Below are 14,391 nucleotides of genomic sequence, written 5' to 3'. Positions count from 1 at the left end.
AAAAGACCTTGTATAACAAGGTCTTAAAATTTTTATTCTGGTTTCTTCCGGCCAATCAGGATAAGGAATACGCCAATAACGGCCAAAATACTGATAAGCCATGTGGAGCCGCCTGCCTTCATATAAGGCGTTTCGCCGATATAGCCTTTAACGTGGCCTTCAAGGACGGTTTCTGTATCCGGTTGGGCTTCGGCAACAATCGTACCTTTAGGGGAAATAATGGCGGTCGCACCAGTATTGGTGGCGCGAACCATGTAGCGGCCCAGTTCCATTGCACGCGCTTGGGACTGTTGAAGCTGCTGATACATGGCATTGGATTTGCCATACCACGCCATATTGCTGATGTTGGCGAGTAGGGTAGAGCGTTTCGCCGTTGCAATGAGTTCGTCGCCGAAACCGTCTTCATAGCAGATATTGAAGGCAACTTTTTGATCTTTCATCACTAAAGGCGCTTGGTTGTCGCCACCTTTTTGAAAGTCGGCCAAAGGCATATCCATCATTTTGTAGAGGCGCTCGGTAATGGCGGGCAAGGGTTTGTATTCGCCAAATGGAACGAGGTGGTTCTTGGCGTAGTAGGGGATGACATCGGAAGTGCTGTTGTGATAGTCGCTCAAATTGATGACTGCATTTTCGTAGCCGTTGCCGTCGGGCGTATATTGGCTGATGCCGATGGCCAATGCGCTGCCGTTGCTTTGCGCCTGTTCGGCGAATTGTTCCAAGATGCCTTCGGGCAGGTCTTGACGCATCAGCGGCAAGGCGGTCTCAGGCAGGATGACGATGTCGGCACTGGTTTTGCTGATTTGTTCGTAGTATTTCTGAATGGTTGGAATGATTTGCTCTTCCTTCCATTTCAGATTTTGCTCGATGTTGCCTTGAATCAGGGCGACAGTGCTGGTGCTGCCGTCAGGGCGGGTGTATTCGGTTTGTTGGGAAATGTAGCCGACGGAGCAAAGCGCAACGATAAGGAATAAGGGCAGCAGGCGGTGTTTCAGACGGCCGTGGTTGTCAATCAGCAATACCAGCCATGCGCTGAGGAAAGCGGTTGCCAGTGTAACCATATGAATGCCGCCCAACGGCGCGAAACCTACCAACGGGCTGTCTTTGATGATTTGGGAATAACCGATTGCACCCCAGCCGAATCCGGTCAGGAAACGTTCGCGGGCAAATTCTGCCAGCGTCCACAAAATCGGCAGCAGGAGGCCGGTTTTGGCCCAGCGCGACAGGTTGCATTTTCTCCACACCCAAAAACAGATGGCCGGATAAAGCGCAAGAAACGCCGGCAGCAGGAAGGTGAGGGGGATGGCGTATGAATCCGGCAAACCCGAAACATCATGCAAGGCAGTGTGTATCCAATAAAACTGCGCCGTATAACCGATTAATCCGAACAGATAGGCAGTCATGACGGCAAAGCGCGGGCGCAATTCAATCAGGCGTATCAGCGCGCCAAACAACAGCGGCATCAGCCAGAAATGATAATGCGGGGCGAAAGTGAACGGTGTCGCAGCGGCAATCAAGATGACCAGCGGCCAGTAAAGCAGCGGATGTTGCCAATATTGTTCGAGTTTACGGAAAATATTCATGCTTTAAATGGTATTGAGGTCGTCTGAAAAGTTTTCAGACGGCAGGGAAACAAAATCAGTCTTTTTGAAACAATTTCATTGCAGGCAGGACGATTGCGCAAGCCAATGCACCAGCGGCCACTCCGACCACCAGATTGGCGATATGTTCCATCATGCCGCTGTCCCAATGTTGCGCGTGGAGGAAATCGTGCAAAAAGCCAAGGTTGTGGGTGATCAGTCCGCCGCCAACCAAGAACATCGCCAGCGTGCCGACAATGCTCAAGCCGCGCATAAACCAAGGCATAAATGAAATCAAACCGCGTCCGATACCTTGCACGGCGGCACTTTTTTGGCGCATCAACATCATGCCGAAGTCGTCAAGTTTGACGATAATGCCGACCAAACCATAGACCAATACCGTCATGCCGACACCGATGGCGGCCATCACCAAAGAACGCGTCATCAGGTCATATTTTTCAACAACGCCCAGCGCGATAATGATGATTTCGGCGGAGAGGATGAAATCTGTGCGAACCGCGCCTTTCACTTTTGTTTTTTCGTCTGTGACTTCAGGCTCGGCATCGTGTCCGTCTTCGTGTTCATTGCGGTGTAGAAATTTGTGCAACAGTTTTTCCACGCCTTCAAAACACAAATACACACCGCCGATCATCAGCAAGGGCGTAATCAGCGCAGGCAGGAAAGCGGAAAGCAACAGCGCAAGTGGCACCAGAATCAGCTTGTTGACCAGAGAGCCTTTTGCCACCGCCCAAATAATCGGCAATTCGCGCTCGGCAGATACGCCGGTTACCTGATTGGCATTGAGTGCCAAATCGTCACCGACCACGCCGGCGGTTTTTTTGGCGGCGACTTTGGTCATCATCGCTACATCGTCCAAAACGGCGGTAATGTCGTCCAAAAGCGTAAAGAGAGAGGCGAAGGCCATAATGTTGTCCGGATAAAATCAAATAAACGCGCGATTATATATGAAAATTCAGTTGCTTGAATGTTTTTCAGACGGCCGTTGACGGAAATTAACCAAAGGCCGTCTGAAAATGCTATTTCGGCGTATAACGTCCTGCCATGGCTTTATACACCATATTTTCGTATTTTAAGGCTTCATAGCGTTGGTTCAGCAGGTTTTGAGCCGAGCTGTATTCCGAATTCAAAGCCTCCAGCCAGTCTTTCAGTTCGTTTTTACCATGTTGGTAGCGTACTTGATAGTAATGGCTGTTTTTCTTGTCCAACTGATAACGCTGTTCCTGATTGGCAAGGCTGGCCTGCGCGTTTTTGTAGGCAAGGTAGTTGGTGTTGACCTCGTTAAGTGCGGTGGTCAGGGCTTTTTCAAAATTCAGCTTGGCACTGTCCATCTCCGCTTGTACGGTTTTGTCTTTCCATTTCATGGTCTGCCAATTAAGGAAAGGCAGATTGATGGTGGCCGAGCCACCCAACATGGGGATATTGAACGTGCTTTTCGCTTTATCGGAAGACGTACTCAAACTTGCGCCCAAAGTAATCGACGGATACCAACTGCGTTTTTGCGCGTTAACCGATTGTTGCGACGCTTGCAGGCGGTATTCGGCGGCGCGCAGGTCGGGGCGGTTGGCCAAAACGGTAATCGGTACGTCCAAGTTCACGCCTTTGACCGGCAACAGGCGGAATTGTGCCGGATCGGCGGCCATGTTTTCAGACGGCCTTAAATTCAATAAATTACGCAAAACCTGTTTTTGCGTATCCAAATTGTTTTGCAAAGACAACAGGCTGTTTTCCGCACTCAGCAATGACTGTTTGGCTTGGGTCGGCTGGCTTGAATCGGCCCGGCCGTAGTGGAACTTGGCATTCGCAATGCGGTTGATTTCCTGGTATTGCTTCAGCGATTTTTGCGCCAACTCAATGGCTTCGTTCAGGTAGGCGATATTGAAATACGCATCGGCGACATTATTAATCAAAGTCAGACGTGTGTTGGCCATGTCTTCATGCGTAGCTTGATATTCCCATACCTGCGCATCGGCAGTGGCACTGAGTTTGCGCCACAAATCCAATTCATAGCTCAAGCCAAGCTGGCTGCTGAAGGTATTGCCGTGGCTGCCGGTTTTCAGGTTTTTAGAAGCGTTCGCGCCCAATGAGCCGCTGAACGAAGGCACTAAATCCGCACCCAAAATATTGGCTTGATATAAAGCTTTGTTGACGCTGATGGCTGCCTGTTTCAAATCAACATTGTTGGCCAGCGCCTGTTCCATCAGCGCGTTGAGTTGCTGGCTTTGGTAGATTTCCCACCAGTTGCCGTTTACATCGTAGCGTTCGGCAGTTTCCGCCGCGCTCATGACTTGGCCGGTCGCTTCCAGCGTCAGATTCGGATTGGCTTTAGGTGCGGCGCACGCACTTAGGGCAAGGGCAACAGCCAAGGATAAGGCAGCTTGGGAAAAAGGTTTCGTCTTCATAAAAATCTTTCGGGTAACAGCATTTCAGACGGCCCCAAGATAATAGGCCGTCTGAAACATAATCAATCCTGAGCCAGCGCATCAATCGGGTTAAGCTTGGAAGCCTTGTTGGCAGGCATAAAGCCGAACGCGACACCGATGGCGGTTGAGCAGACAACTGCGCCGATGACGGAAGTCATGGAAATACTCATCGGGAAGTCGGTGACAAAGTAGTTGAACACCAGGCTGATGCTTGCGGACAACAATACGCCTGACAGGCCGCCGATGATACAGATTAAGACGGCCTCAATCAGAAACTGTTGCAAAATATTGTTGCGGCGCGCGCCGATTGCCATGCGGACGCCAATTTCTTTGGTGCGCTCGGTAACGGAGACCAGCATGATGTTCATCACGCCGATACCGCCGACCACCAAAGAGATGACCGCAATGGAAGAAATCAGCAGCGTCATGGTGCCGGTCGTGCTTTCAACCATTTCTTTGATGCTGTCGCTGTTGTTCATAAAGAAGTCTTCTGTACCGTGGCGTGCTTTCAGCAGCTCGGTCAGGCTTTTTTCGGCAACCTGTGTGTTGGCATCGTCTTTGATTTTGACAACGATGGAGTTGGTATGGCTCTCGCCGGTAATTTGGTGCATGACTGTTGTATACGGCGACCAAAGCATCAGCGAGTCGGAATTGCCGAATGAGTTGTCATCCTTTTTCATAATGCCGATGACGGTTAGCGGGCGTTTTTTGAAAAGGATGGTTTTGCCTAAAGGATTGACGCCTTCGCCGAAGAGTTTGGTTTTGGTGTTTTGGTCGATGACGACGACTTGTGCATCGGTTTTTACATCGTCATCATCAAACAGACGGCCTTCTTCCAATTTCAAACCGCGCACGTCGAAATATTGTTCGCCTACGCCGTAAAGCGAGGCAGTCAGGTCGGTGTTGCGGTAAGTCAAGGTGCCACCGGAGTTGGTTTGAGGGGTGGCAGAGGCAACGTAGCTTTGTTGGCTGATGGCTTTTGCGTCATTAATTGTCAGTGTCTTGATTCGTCCGCTGCGGCGGTCACCAAAACCACGGCCGGGGAAGATACTGATGGTGTTTGTGCCCATCGAGTTGATGTCTTCCAAGATTTTTTGTTGCGAGCCATTACCTAAGGCCACTACCGATACCACCGAAGCGATACCGATGATAATCCCCAGCATGGTCAGCAGCGAACGCATTTTGTGCGCCATAATCGCCTGCACAGACATTTTGAATGCTTCCATAAATTGATCGTAATAAAACGACCAGGAAGCTTTTTCTTTAATCCTCTCCACTTTGCTTGGCGGAATATCCGGATTTTTAGACGTGTCGGAAATAATCTGACCGTCGCGGATTTCGATGACGCGGTTTGCGTTTGCCGCAATGCCCGGATCGTGGGTAACCATAATTACGGTATGCCCGTCTTCGTGCAGCTTATGGATGATTTCCATCACGTTTTTACCGCTGGCGGTATCTAATGCGCCGGTCGGTTCGTCGGCAAAGATGATTTCGCCGCCGTTCATCAACGCGCGGGCAATCGAAACGCGCTGTTGCTGACCGCCGGAAAGTTCGCTGGGTTTGTTGCCTTCTTTATTTTGCAAACCTAAATCGCCCAACAGTTTTTCCGCACGTTCCGCACGCTCTTTGCTGTCCATGCCCATATACACGGCAGGCAGGGCGACGTTGTCCCGGGCGGTCAGTGAGCTTAACAGGTTGTAACGCTGGAAAATAAAGCCGAAACGCTCACGGCGCAAAGCCGCCAGCTCATCCGGCTGCATTTGCGATGTTTCGATGCCGTCGATTTGATAAGAGCCGGAGGTGGCGGTATCCAGACAGCCCAAAATATTCATCAGCGTCGATTTGCCTGAGCCGGACTGGCCGATAATCGCCACAAAGTCGCCTTTCTCAATAGAAAGGCTGACATCTTTCAATACGTGCACACGGTTTTCACCGCTACCGAAAAAACGGTTGATATTCTTACATTCGATTAAACTCATAATCTTTCCGGGCGAAAAATAGAAATACAGGAACTAAGGCCGTCTGAAACACAGCCAAACCTTTCAGACGGCCTTAATCAATCAGCGAGGAGGGCCGCCGCCCATCATCGCGCGTTCGCTGCTCTTATTCTTTTCATCTGCGCTCATTTCAGAAATGATTACTTTTTCGCCTTCTTTCAAGCCGCTTTTGATTTCGGTATTCATGCTGTCTTTCAAACCGACGGTCACTTCGCGTTCTACCGCTTTATTGTCTGCGCCCAAAATGCTGACATAGGATTTGCCGTTATGCTTTTTCACAGTCAGCGTCGGTACCAGTAAGACGTTCTTCACGCCGTTGATTTCAATCGTGTTTTGAGTGGTCATGCCGATGGAAAGTTTGCCGTCGGAATTTGGCACCAAGGCGCGGGCATAGTAGTAAATCGCATTGGAAGTCGTGTCCGTGCTGCTGGTGTAGCTGCCCAAAGACATGGTGGTCAGGCCGGGGTCGACGCTGTCCAATTTTGCTTTAATCGGCGTGTCCGGTTCGGACAAAATGGTGAACGAAATATCCTGACCGGCTTTGACTTTCGTAATATCGCCTTCGGCAATCTGCATTTTGTTTAACATGGTTTCCAGATTGGCCAGCTGGATAATAGTCGGCGTAGATTGCGCCGCATTGACGGATTGGCCTTCCTCAACAGGAATGGCGACTACGGTGCCATCCATGGTGGCGGTAATCCGCGTGTGGCCCAGTTCGGATTCGGCCGTATTGATGGAGATTTTGGATTGTTTGATGGAGGCCTTCAGTTCGGCGACATTGGCTTTGGCTGCGGCTAAAGAGTCTTGTGCAGATTCCAAATCTTCTTTGGAAGTGGCCTGTTCTTTCCATAAGGCAAGTTCGCGCTTATATTTTTTCTCCGCACTGGAAAGCGCGATTTCGGCAGAAACCAATTTTGCCTGATAAGTTTCCAGTTTGGATTTTTCGGTATTTAAGGTGTTGAGCTGATTGGTTGAGTCGATTTCTGCAATCAAATCGCCTTTTTTCACTTGTTGGCCCAGTTTCACATACAGTTTTTTAATTTGACCTGAAGCTTCCGCGCCTACGGATACCAAATTGGAAGGCGAAATTTCGCCGGTTGCCGATACGGTTTGACGGATATCACCGCGTTTGACCACTTCCGTAATAAAAGAAGACTGAGGCTCAGGCTTCATCAAAGACCAGCCACCGAAAGCCGCTGCTACTACAACAGCCGTACCGGCCGCCCACTTGAAAACTTTAGACATATAAAAGGAACCAATTCAATAAAATAACGTCGCAGACAAGCGACAAATGTATTGATAGAAACAAAAAAACAACTGGATTTTACTGTAAAGACTAAGGCCAACCAAGAGACAGTCGGCTTAAATTGAAGTTTAACTTATTGAAATAAAAAATAAAAGGATGAAAATATTTTTCAGAACTTGTACCTCGTTTACATAAATTCCCAAACTCCCTCCGAATCTGAACATTTAAGTCACAAGAAAACGACTATAATATTCATGTCTTATTCTAATTATTAACGACACAAATACAATGAAACACCAACAAGGCTTCACGCTTATCGAGCTGCTGATAGTCGTTGTGATTGCAGCCATTCTCGCTACCATCGCATATCCGTCTTATCAAAACTACATCCGCCAAACGCGCCTTGCCGCCGTCCGCACGCAAATGCTGCATAACGCCCAACAGCTGGAACGCTACTACACTCAAAAAAGTACATTTGAAGGGTTTTCTGATAAAAATTTACAGCAGAATCAATATTTTGATATTGGTTTTAAAGGTGAACCTTCCAATTCAGGTTATATTTTGAAGGCTGTACCCAATAAAGAAACCAATGCCGATGAAACTTGTACCGTTTTTTACAACGACAGCGGTATCATCTGGGCAAGCAGCGACAAGCAAAACTGTCCCGGTTATGAAATGCCAAAATCAGAATAAATCGAAGTATAAAAGGCCGTCTGAATTTCAGACGGCCTTTTTGATGGTTTGGCTGTATAAGCACATTAGCCTAAACAGGGTAAAGATCGGTAATCTCGACCTGATGTGAAGCCCAGCTTAGCCTTTGCGGCGCGGTTCGTCAGGGCGGATGCGTGAAGCCAGTTGGTCGAGGATGCCGTTGACGAATTTATGGCCATCGGTGCCGCCGAAAGTTTTGGTAACTTCGATGGCTTCATTGATGATGACGGGGTATGGGGTTTCAGGCATGGTGCTCAGCTCATGGCAGGCAACCAGCAAAACGGCGCGTTCGATAGGGCTGAGGTCTTTTTCGTCGCGGTCGAGCAGGGGGCTGATTTTTTCCATGTATTCTTCGGCATGGGTTTGTGCGCCGAAAAACAGTTTGTTGAACAGTTCTTCATCCATATTGGATGTTTGGGACAGTTCGTGGATGTTTTTGGCAATTTCGGGAGCGGCGGTTTTGTTGATGCCTGCTTGATAAATAGCTTGTACGGCAAGCTCGCGTGCGCGGCGGCGTGGGCTTTTCATGGGTATTCCTTGTGAAGAGAGTGCCGATGGTTGTCGGCTGAATATTGAATGATTCAGACGGCCTCAATGTCATGATTAAGAGGCCGTCTGAAAATATGCGGTATTCAATACGGAGAGAAGCTTATTCTTCGTCGTCTTCGTATTGTTCTGACAAAAGATGGTTGACCAAGTTGGCACATTCTACGGCAACTTTGGCGGCATCGGAGGCTTTTTCTTCGATGCGTGCAATGGCTTGTTCGTCGTTTTCGGTCGTCAGAATGGCGTTGGCGATAGGGATGTTGTAGTCAAGGGCGACGCGGCTGACACCTGCGCCGGACTCATTGGATACCAATTCAAAGTGGTAGGTTTCGCCACGAATGACAACGCCGATAGCAATCAGGGCATCGAATTGTTCGGATGAAGCGAGGTTCATCAGCGCGATAGGCACTTCAAGCGCGCCGGGAACGGTGGCAAGCGTGATATTGTCTTCGGATACGCCCAATTCTTTTAAGGTGCGGCAGCAAACTTTGACCATTTCGCTACCGATTTCGTTGGTGAAGCGGGCTTGAACGATGCCGATGCGCAGGTTGGTGCCATCGAGGCGTGGTTCGATAATGTTCATGATGATTCCTTCAATATTTGTGAAATAGGGATTCGGCTCGGTTTCAGACGGCCTTGTTATAAAGAAGGCCGTCTGAAACGAAATGGGTGGGTTATTCTTGCGGTTGCCAATCGGCAACGGCTTGGAACTCGCCGTCTTCGTTCAATTCCCACGCGCTGCCTTCTGCCTGAGTCAGCAGGAGCGCGATGTCGGGATTGTCTGCAGTAATGGCGGAGAGGCTGACAATGCTGAAATTGTCGGGATTGTCGGTGTATTCGTCGGTTTCGTCGCCGCTGAAAATACGCCAGCCGCTGTCGTTTTCAAATACGGGGGCTTCGCGGTAGAGGAAGCCGACAGGTTCGCCTTGTTCGGCGACGGTGTTGGTAACGATGCAGCGGTCGAGCGCTGCGGCCAATGCTTGGGCAAATTTGTTCATGGAGTTGACAAAGAGATGATTTGGCATGATTTTACACGATTCGCCGCTTTTCCGCACGGATGTGTGCAGGGGCGGTTTGATGGTACAATGTCGGCAAGTGCCGTCAGGTTTGAATATGACGGCTTTTGATTGTTTATCGGCTTGAGGGACGCAAGAAACAATGAGCCAAAATAAAAAAGTTGCCGGTGTAGCCTTTTTATTTTGTTTCACTGCGGATGAGGCGTGCTTTCCGGCTGTTTTTTTGAAAGTATGGAATGAAACCTGATTTGCTCAAACAGCAGGCGCATCGAGCGATTCAAAAGCGTCTGGGCTATGAGTTCCGCAATATGGGGCTGCTTCAGCAGGCTTTGACCCACCGCAGCTACAATGCCAAACACAATGAGCGTTTTGAATTTGTCGGCGATTCGATTTTGAACTATTCCGTGGCGCGGATGTTGTTTGACGAGTTTCCGAAATTGTCGGAAGGTGAGTTGTCGCGGATGCGCGCGGCTTTGGTGAATGAAGGCGTGTTGGCTGAAATCGCGTTGGAAATGAATGTCGGCGACGGTTTGTATCTAGGGGCCGGCGAGTTGAAGAGCGGTGGTTTCAGACGGCCTTCGATTTTGGCCGACGCAATGGAGGCAATGTTTGCGGCGGTCAGCTTTGACACTGATTTTTCTGCGGCGGAAAAAGTGGTTCGCCATTTGTTTGCGGAACGCGTGAAACGTGCGGATTTGAATATCGGCAAGAAAGACAGTAAAACCGCTTTGCAGGAAGCCTTGCAGGCACGCCGCTTTGCCCTGCCGAAATACCGAATCGAAGAGCAGGCGGAGCAGACGGCTGATGCGATGTTTGTGATTTCCTGTGATTTGGGCGAACTCGGTTTCATCTGCAATGCACGCGGCAGCAGTCGGAAAGTGGCCGAGCAAAAAGCGGCATGTGAAGCCTTAGAGTGGTTGGAACAGAAGTTTCCTTTGAAAAAAGCTAAAAAATAATATTTCAGACGGCCTTTGAGAAAATGCAAAGGCCGTCTGAAACAATCAAGAAAGTCATATGTAAATGGATATCGAAACCTTTTTGCAAAACGAGTCGCAACACCCGACGGATTATCGTTGCGGCTTTGTGGCCATCGTGGGTCGACCAAATGTCGGCAAATCCACGTTGATGAACCATTTAATCGGTCAGAAAATCAGTATTACCAGTAAAAAAGCACAAACCACGCGCAACCGTGTAACCGGTATTTACACCGACGATACGGCGCAATTTGTGTTTGTCGATACGCCGGGTTTTCAAACCAATCACCGCAATGCTTTGAACGACCGTCTTAATCAAAACGTAACCGAAGCGCTTAGCGGCGTGGATGTGGTGGTTTTTGTGGTGGAAGCCATGCGCTTTACCGATGCCGACCGCGTGGTGCTGAAGCAGTTACCTAAGCATACGCCTGTGGTATTGGTGGTCAATAAAATCGATAAAGACAAAGCCAAAGACAAATTTGCGCTTGAGGCTTTTATCAATGAAGTACGCCAAGAGTTTGAGTTTGCCGCCAGCGAGGCAGTCAGCGCGAAACATGGCCTGCGTATTGCCAATCTGCTGGAACTGCTCAAGCCGTATCTGCCGGAAAGTATCCCGATGTATCCGGAAGATATGGTGACGGATAAATCCAGCCGATTCCTGGCGATGGAGATTGTGCGCGAAAAATTATTCCGCTATTTGGGCGAAGAGTTGCCGTATGCGATGAATGTTGAAGTGGAGCAGTTTGAGGAAGAGGAAAGCGGACTGTTCCGTATTTATATCGCGGTGTTGGTCGATAAAGACAGCCAAAAGGCGATTTTGATTGGCAAGGGTGGGGAGAAATTGAAGAAAATTTCTACTGAAGCTCGCCTTGATATGGAAAAATTGTTTGATACCAAAGTCTTTTTGAAGATTTGGGTGAAAGTAAAATCCGGTTGGGCAGACGATATTCGTTTCCTGCGCGAATTGGGTTTGTAATTTAATGTATTCAAACAAAAGGCCGTCTGAAAAATTTTCAGACGGCCTTTTGTTTTTTTGTTTTATCAAGCCAACAATTCAGCCAGACGTTTGACGATTTCATCCGCTGCTTGGCGTTTCGATGTTTCCGGAAATGAGGTTTCGGCAAGGTCATCAATAATGGTGATTTGATTGGTTGGCTTGCCCATGGAAACGGAAACTTGGTTGGCCACCAGCATCGGTACGTTTTTGCGCAAACGTTTTGCCCGTGCAAATTCCAAAACCTGATGGCTTTCTGCAGCAAAGCTGACACAAAATGGTGGAGAAGGCAGGGTGGCAACGGATGCGAGAATGTCCGGATTTTCCGTCAGTTCGATAACCGGGGGCTGATTGCCGTTTTTCTTTAGTTTCTCGTTGCTGCTGTTTTTGACCTTATAGTCTGCCACGGCTGCAACGGAAATAAAGACATCTTGCTCATGGATATGGCGGTGAACCGCCTGATACATGGCTTCTGCGCTGACAGCTTGTTCGGAATGAGTTAAGCCTGCGGGCAAGGCCGTCTGAATTTGACCGTAAATCAGCGTGACTTTCGCTCCGGCAGCACGGCACGCACGCGCTAAAGCCATGCCCATTTGTCCACTGGAAATATTGGTAATGCCGCGAACAGGATCGATGGCTTCAAACGTTGCGCCGGCTGTAATCAGAACTTTTTTGCCGCTCAGCAGCTTGGGTGTCCATAAATCCTCTAACAAATCTGCCAGATCGACCGCTTCGACCATTCTGCCTGTACCTGTTTCGCCGCAAGCCTGTTCGCCATTGTTTGGGTAAAACACGGTAATGCCGTCTGAAACCAGTTGCTCAATATTGCGCAGGTTGGCAGGGTTGTTCCACATTTCGACATTCATTGCAGGCGCAACGGCCAAAGGACATTTCCTGGCTGCTACCAAGTTGGTCAGTAGATTATCAGCCAATCCGTTGGCAATTTTGGCAATCGTATTGGCAGTTGCAGGCGCAATAAGAAATGCGTCGGTTTCTCGCGTCAGATTGATGTGCGCCATGCCATTATTGGAAGCACCTGAATAGGTATCGGATAAAACGGGGTTGCCGGTTAAAGCTTGGAAAGTCAGTGGGGAGACAAATTTTGTCGCAGAATCCGTCATCACCACTGATACAGAATGTCCTTGCTTTTTCAGCAGTCTGACCAGTTCACAAGATTTATACGCCGCAATACCGCCGGTAATGCCGAGGAGAATGTGTTTGCTCATAAATAACGGGTTCATTAAATGAGATATATAGGAATCAAATCAAATTAGATTTGTTCGATGTTGATTCTGGCCAGTTTTGCTTTAATCGCATTGCCATATCTCTTCGGTAAGAATGCTGAAACCACTCCGTTTTTCACTTCAGTCACATAACTGCAGACTTTAAACTCAGGAACAACATTGAGCGAGTAGTCCGGATTGACCAAAGGCGAAGCACTGGAGTACAGCGTCCATCTTGCCAGACTGCCGTCTTCATAATCAGTCGTTGCGTTAAAGCTGGTAACCCCTTCGCTGAAAGCGATTTGATAATTAGGGTAGAACTCGCCGGGAATTTCGTGTGCATTACAGAAATCAAATAATCTATCATGTGCAAACAGATTCTGACGGATATAGGCCCACAATTCTTTTTCTAGAAAATCTTGGTCGGCAAAATGTCTGGAAGGGTAGCCCTCATCGACAAAGTTTTGAATCCTTTCCTGCATATCTGGGACTGCACCCGCTTTAGCCCCCCACATACCTGCAAGAATTAGGGCAGTATGCGAGCCTGAGTCGCGAATAGTGTGGAATAGTGTGCCACTTTTTATCCATTCGGATACGGCCGCTGCATCACGATAACAAATAATAGAATCTGCATCACGGAAAATAACGTATTCAACCTCGGGATCATTGATGGCAAGAAAGCGCCACATCGTACCCGGCCAGTTGTCCAATGGAGCACCAACCTTAATTACTTCTGCACCGTTATTTCTAAATCGTTGAATAGCTTCAGCCGATACAGAATCGTCAACATAAAAACGACATGTCCAACCGGGGAAAAGCACAGGCGCAAGCTGGGTATTTAAGACGGCAGGCTCAATATATTTGGAATTATTGCCAAATAAAGAAAAGGAGATAATCCGTTTGCCGTTTTTTGGAGCTGGTGTCGGAATGATTTCATGTTCTAGGTCTGGAATGGCTTTATCTTTTAGAACCAAAGCCTGATGACCGTAAAACCCGGTTTTTTCCCAATTATCTAGAGCGCCGTAAGCATGTGCAAGTAAATCCAAAGCAGGAATATAGGTACTATCCAGCTCTAGCGTTTTCATTTCAGCCTCAATGGCTTTTTCCCATTTCAATTGCTTCAGATAGGCATAAGCAACTTTATGATGATATTCGACAGATTGGGGATTGAGAAGGCAAAGAATCTCGGCACGTTTTAGCGCTTCCTCGTAATTTTCCTCTTCGATAAAAGAGTGATATGCTTGTTCAAATTTTTGTTGAATCTTTTCGTTACTCATAATAGGGACTATTCTAAATTTATGATTGTTTTATTGGGGAAAGTAGAGATTGTAAAAGTAGATAGGACTAAAGCGCCAGTAATATAGAGATATAGAGTGCTGAATGTAGCAAATAAGAGCAAAGCCGTAGGACTATTTATCTTAGGATATCTGTTTTATCTATCGAACGATAAAATCCAATGAATTTTAAATTATTTAAATACAGATAGTTGTGAAAAAATTTTAATTTTTTTGAAATTGGGTGTTGACTGGTTTTGTTTGGGGGCGTATAGTTCGGTTCTTCGCTGCTGACGCGGTGAAGAAAACGAAGCAGACAGTATAACACAGTTAGTTAGAATTTTCGATAATTTTAGTTGACATTTGCTAAATGTACTGTATAATTCGATTCG

The 14,391-nt window shown here is 48.0% G+C and carries 13 protein-coding genes; 3 read left to right on the top strand and 10 right to left on the bottom strand.

Going from position 1 to position 14,391, the window contains the following annotated elements:
- Positions 1-32: 32 nt before the first annotated feature.
- The 5 genes from lnt to ACTHTY_RS09330 form a co-directional block, all read right to left on the bottom strand.
- Positions 33-1,580 carry an apolipoprotein N-acyltransferase gene (gene lnt, locus ACTHTY_RS09350; RefSeq protein ID WP_440367353.1) on the bottom strand — a complete coding sequence of 516 codons (1,548 nt, stop codon included), beginning with the start codon at positions 1,578-1,580 and terminating at the stop codon, positions 33-35.
- Between the two features lie 55 nt (positions 1,581-1,635).
- Positions 1,636-2,502, bottom strand: coding sequence for a DUF808 domain-containing protein (locus ACTHTY_RS09345; protein ID WP_440367351.1), 867 nt, complete (start codon positions 2,500-2,502; stop codon positions 1,636-1,638).
- A gap of 112 nt (positions 2,503-2,614) precedes the next feature.
- Positions 2,615-3,997, bottom strand: a complete 1,383-nt coding sequence (locus tag ACTHTY_RS09340; RefSeq protein WP_440367350.1) for a TolC family protein — start codon at positions 3,995-3,997, stop codon at positions 2,615-2,617.
- 62 nt (positions 3,998-4,059) lie between these two features.
- Entirely contained in the window at positions 4,060-5,997 is a 1,938-nt protein-coding gene (locus ACTHTY_RS09335; RefSeq protein WP_300482032.1) for a MacB family efflux pump subunit, read from the bottom strand.
- Positions 5,998-6,078: 81 nt separating this feature from the next.
- Positions 6,079-7,260, bottom strand: a complete 1,182-nt coding sequence (locus tag ACTHTY_RS09330; RefSeq protein WP_315115913.1) for an efflux RND transporter periplasmic adaptor subunit — start codon at positions 7,258-7,260, stop codon at positions 6,079-6,081.
- A gap of 289 nt (positions 7,261-7,549) precedes the next feature.
- Here ACTHTY_RS09330 and ACTHTY_RS09325 point away from each other — a divergent pair, with 289 nt between their 5' ends.
- Positions 7,550-7,954 (top strand): type IV pilin protein, encoded by a 405-nt coding sequence (locus tag ACTHTY_RS09325; RefSeq protein WP_440367348.1) that lies wholly within the window; start codon positions 7,550-7,552, stop codon positions 7,952-7,954.
- 117 nt (positions 7,955-8,071) lie between these two features.
- Here the strand turns inward: ACTHTY_RS09325 and nusB are convergent, their stop codons facing one another.
- The 3 genes from nusB to ACTHTY_RS09310 form a co-directional block, all read right to left on the bottom strand.
- Positions 8,072-8,500 carry a transcription antitermination factor NusB gene (gene nusB / locus ACTHTY_RS09320; protein ID WP_049350952.1) on the bottom strand — a complete coding sequence of 143 codons (429 nt, stop codon included), beginning with the start codon at positions 8,498-8,500 and terminating at the stop codon, positions 8,072-8,074.
- A 121-nt stretch (positions 8,501-8,621) separates the two neighbouring features.
- A complete protein-coding gene (gene ribH, locus ACTHTY_RS09315) occupies positions 8,622-9,101 on the bottom strand; it encodes a 6,7-dimethyl-8-ribityllumazine synthase (protein ID WP_003683012.1) in 480 nt (159 codons plus the stop codon).
- 91 nt (positions 9,102-9,192) lie between these two features.
- Positions 9,193-9,516, bottom strand: a complete 324-nt coding sequence (locus tag ACTHTY_RS09310; RefSeq protein ID WP_440367440.1) for a DUF2185 domain-containing protein — start codon at positions 9,514-9,516, stop codon at positions 9,193-9,195.
- A gap of 254 nt (positions 9,517-9,770) precedes the next feature.
- Between ACTHTY_RS09310 and rnc the strand changes: the two genes are divergently transcribed.
- A complete protein-coding gene (gene rnc, locus ACTHTY_RS09305) occupies positions 9,771-10,490 on the top strand; it encodes a ribonuclease III (RefSeq protein ID WP_440367346.1) in 720 nt (239 codons plus the stop codon).
- A gap of 64 nt (positions 10,491-10,554) precedes the next feature.
- Positions 10,555-11,484: a GTPase Era gene (gene era, locus ACTHTY_RS09300; protein WP_036493257.1), complete on the top strand. Its 930-nt coding sequence runs from the start codon at positions 10,555-10,557 to the stop codon at positions 11,482-11,484.
- Between the two features lie 65 nt (positions 11,485-11,549).
- On the opposite strand, the gene coaBC is transcribed toward era, so the two are convergent.
- Together coaBC and ACTHTY_RS09290 are read right to left on the bottom strand one after the other, a co-directional pair.
- Positions 11,550-12,728, bottom strand: a complete 1,179-nt coding sequence (gene coaBC, locus ACTHTY_RS09295) for a bifunctional phosphopantothenoylcysteine decarboxylase/phosphopantothenate--cysteine ligase CoaBC (RefSeq protein ID WP_440367344.1) — start codon at positions 12,726-12,728, stop codon at positions 11,550-11,552.
- 44 nt (positions 12,729-12,772) lie between these two features.
- Positions 12,773-14,002 (bottom strand): tetratricopeptide repeat protein, encoded by a 1,230-nt coding sequence (locus ACTHTY_RS09290; RefSeq protein ID WP_440367342.1) that lies wholly within the window; start codon positions 14,000-14,002, stop codon positions 12,773-12,775.
- Between the last annotated feature and the right edge of the window lie 389 nt (positions 14,003-14,391).

Source organism: Neisseria sp. P0019.S002, from assembly GCF_051957155.1.
GTDB lineage: Bacteria > Pseudomonadota > Gammaproteobacteria > Burkholderiales > Neisseriaceae > Neisseria > Neisseria perflava.
The sequence above is the reverse complement of the archived record's forward strand: the minus strand, read 5'-3'. Positions and strand labels throughout refer to the sequence as shown.

What these genes read in the sequence shown, in the direction of transcription:
- lnt (WP_440367353.1), bottom strand. Translation starts at nt 1,580, where the DNA reads ATGAATATTTTCCGTAAACTCGAACAATATTGGCAACATCCGCTGCTT.
- ACTHTY_RS09345 (WP_440367351.1), bottom strand. Translation starts at nt 2,502, where the DNA reads ATGGCCTTCGCCTCTCTCTTTACGCTTTTGGACGACATTACCGCCGTT.
- ACTHTY_RS09340 (WP_440367350.1), bottom strand. Translation starts at nt 3,997, where the DNA reads ATGAAGACGAAACCTTTTTCCCAAGCTGCCTTATCCTTGGCTGTTGCC.
- ACTHTY_RS09335 (WP_300482032.1), bottom strand. Translation starts at nt 5,997, where the DNA reads ATGAGTTTAATCGAATGTAAGAATATCAACCGTTTTTTCGGTAGCGGT.
- ACTHTY_RS09330 (WP_315115913.1), bottom strand. Translation starts at nt 7,260, where the DNA reads ATGTCTAAAGTTTTCAAGTGGGCGGCCGGTACGGCTGTTGTAGTAGCA.
- ACTHTY_RS09325 (WP_440367348.1), top strand. Translation starts at nt 7,550, where the DNA reads ATGAAACACCAACAAGGCTTCACGCTTATCGAGCTGCTGATAGTCGTT.
- nusB (WP_049350952.1), bottom strand. Translation starts at nt 8,500, where the DNA reads ATGAAAAGCCCACGCCGCCGCGCACGCGAGCTTGCCGTACAAGCTATT.
- ribH (WP_003683012.1), bottom strand. Translation starts at nt 9,101, where the DNA reads ATGAACATTATCGAACCACGCCTCGATGGCACCAACCTGCGCATCGGC.
- ACTHTY_RS09310 (WP_440367440.1), bottom strand. Translation starts at nt 9,516, where the DNA reads ATGAACAAATTTGCCCAAGCATTGGCCGCAGCGCTCGACCGCTGCATC.
- rnc (WP_440367346.1), top strand. Translation starts at nt 9,771, where the DNA reads ATGAAACCTGATTTGCTCAAACAGCAGGCGCATCGAGCGATTCAAAAG.
- era (WP_036493257.1), top strand. Translation starts at nt 10,555, where the DNA reads ATGGATATCGAAACCTTTTTGCAAAACGAGTCGCAACACCCGACGGAT.
- coaBC (WP_440367344.1), bottom strand. Translation starts at nt 12,728, where the DNA reads ATGAGCAAACACATTCTCCTCGGCATTACCGGCGGTATTGCGGCGTAT.
- ACTHTY_RS09290 (WP_440367342.1), bottom strand. Translation starts at nt 14,002, where the DNA reads ATGAGTAACGAAAAGATTCAACAAAAATTTGAACAAGCATATCACTCT.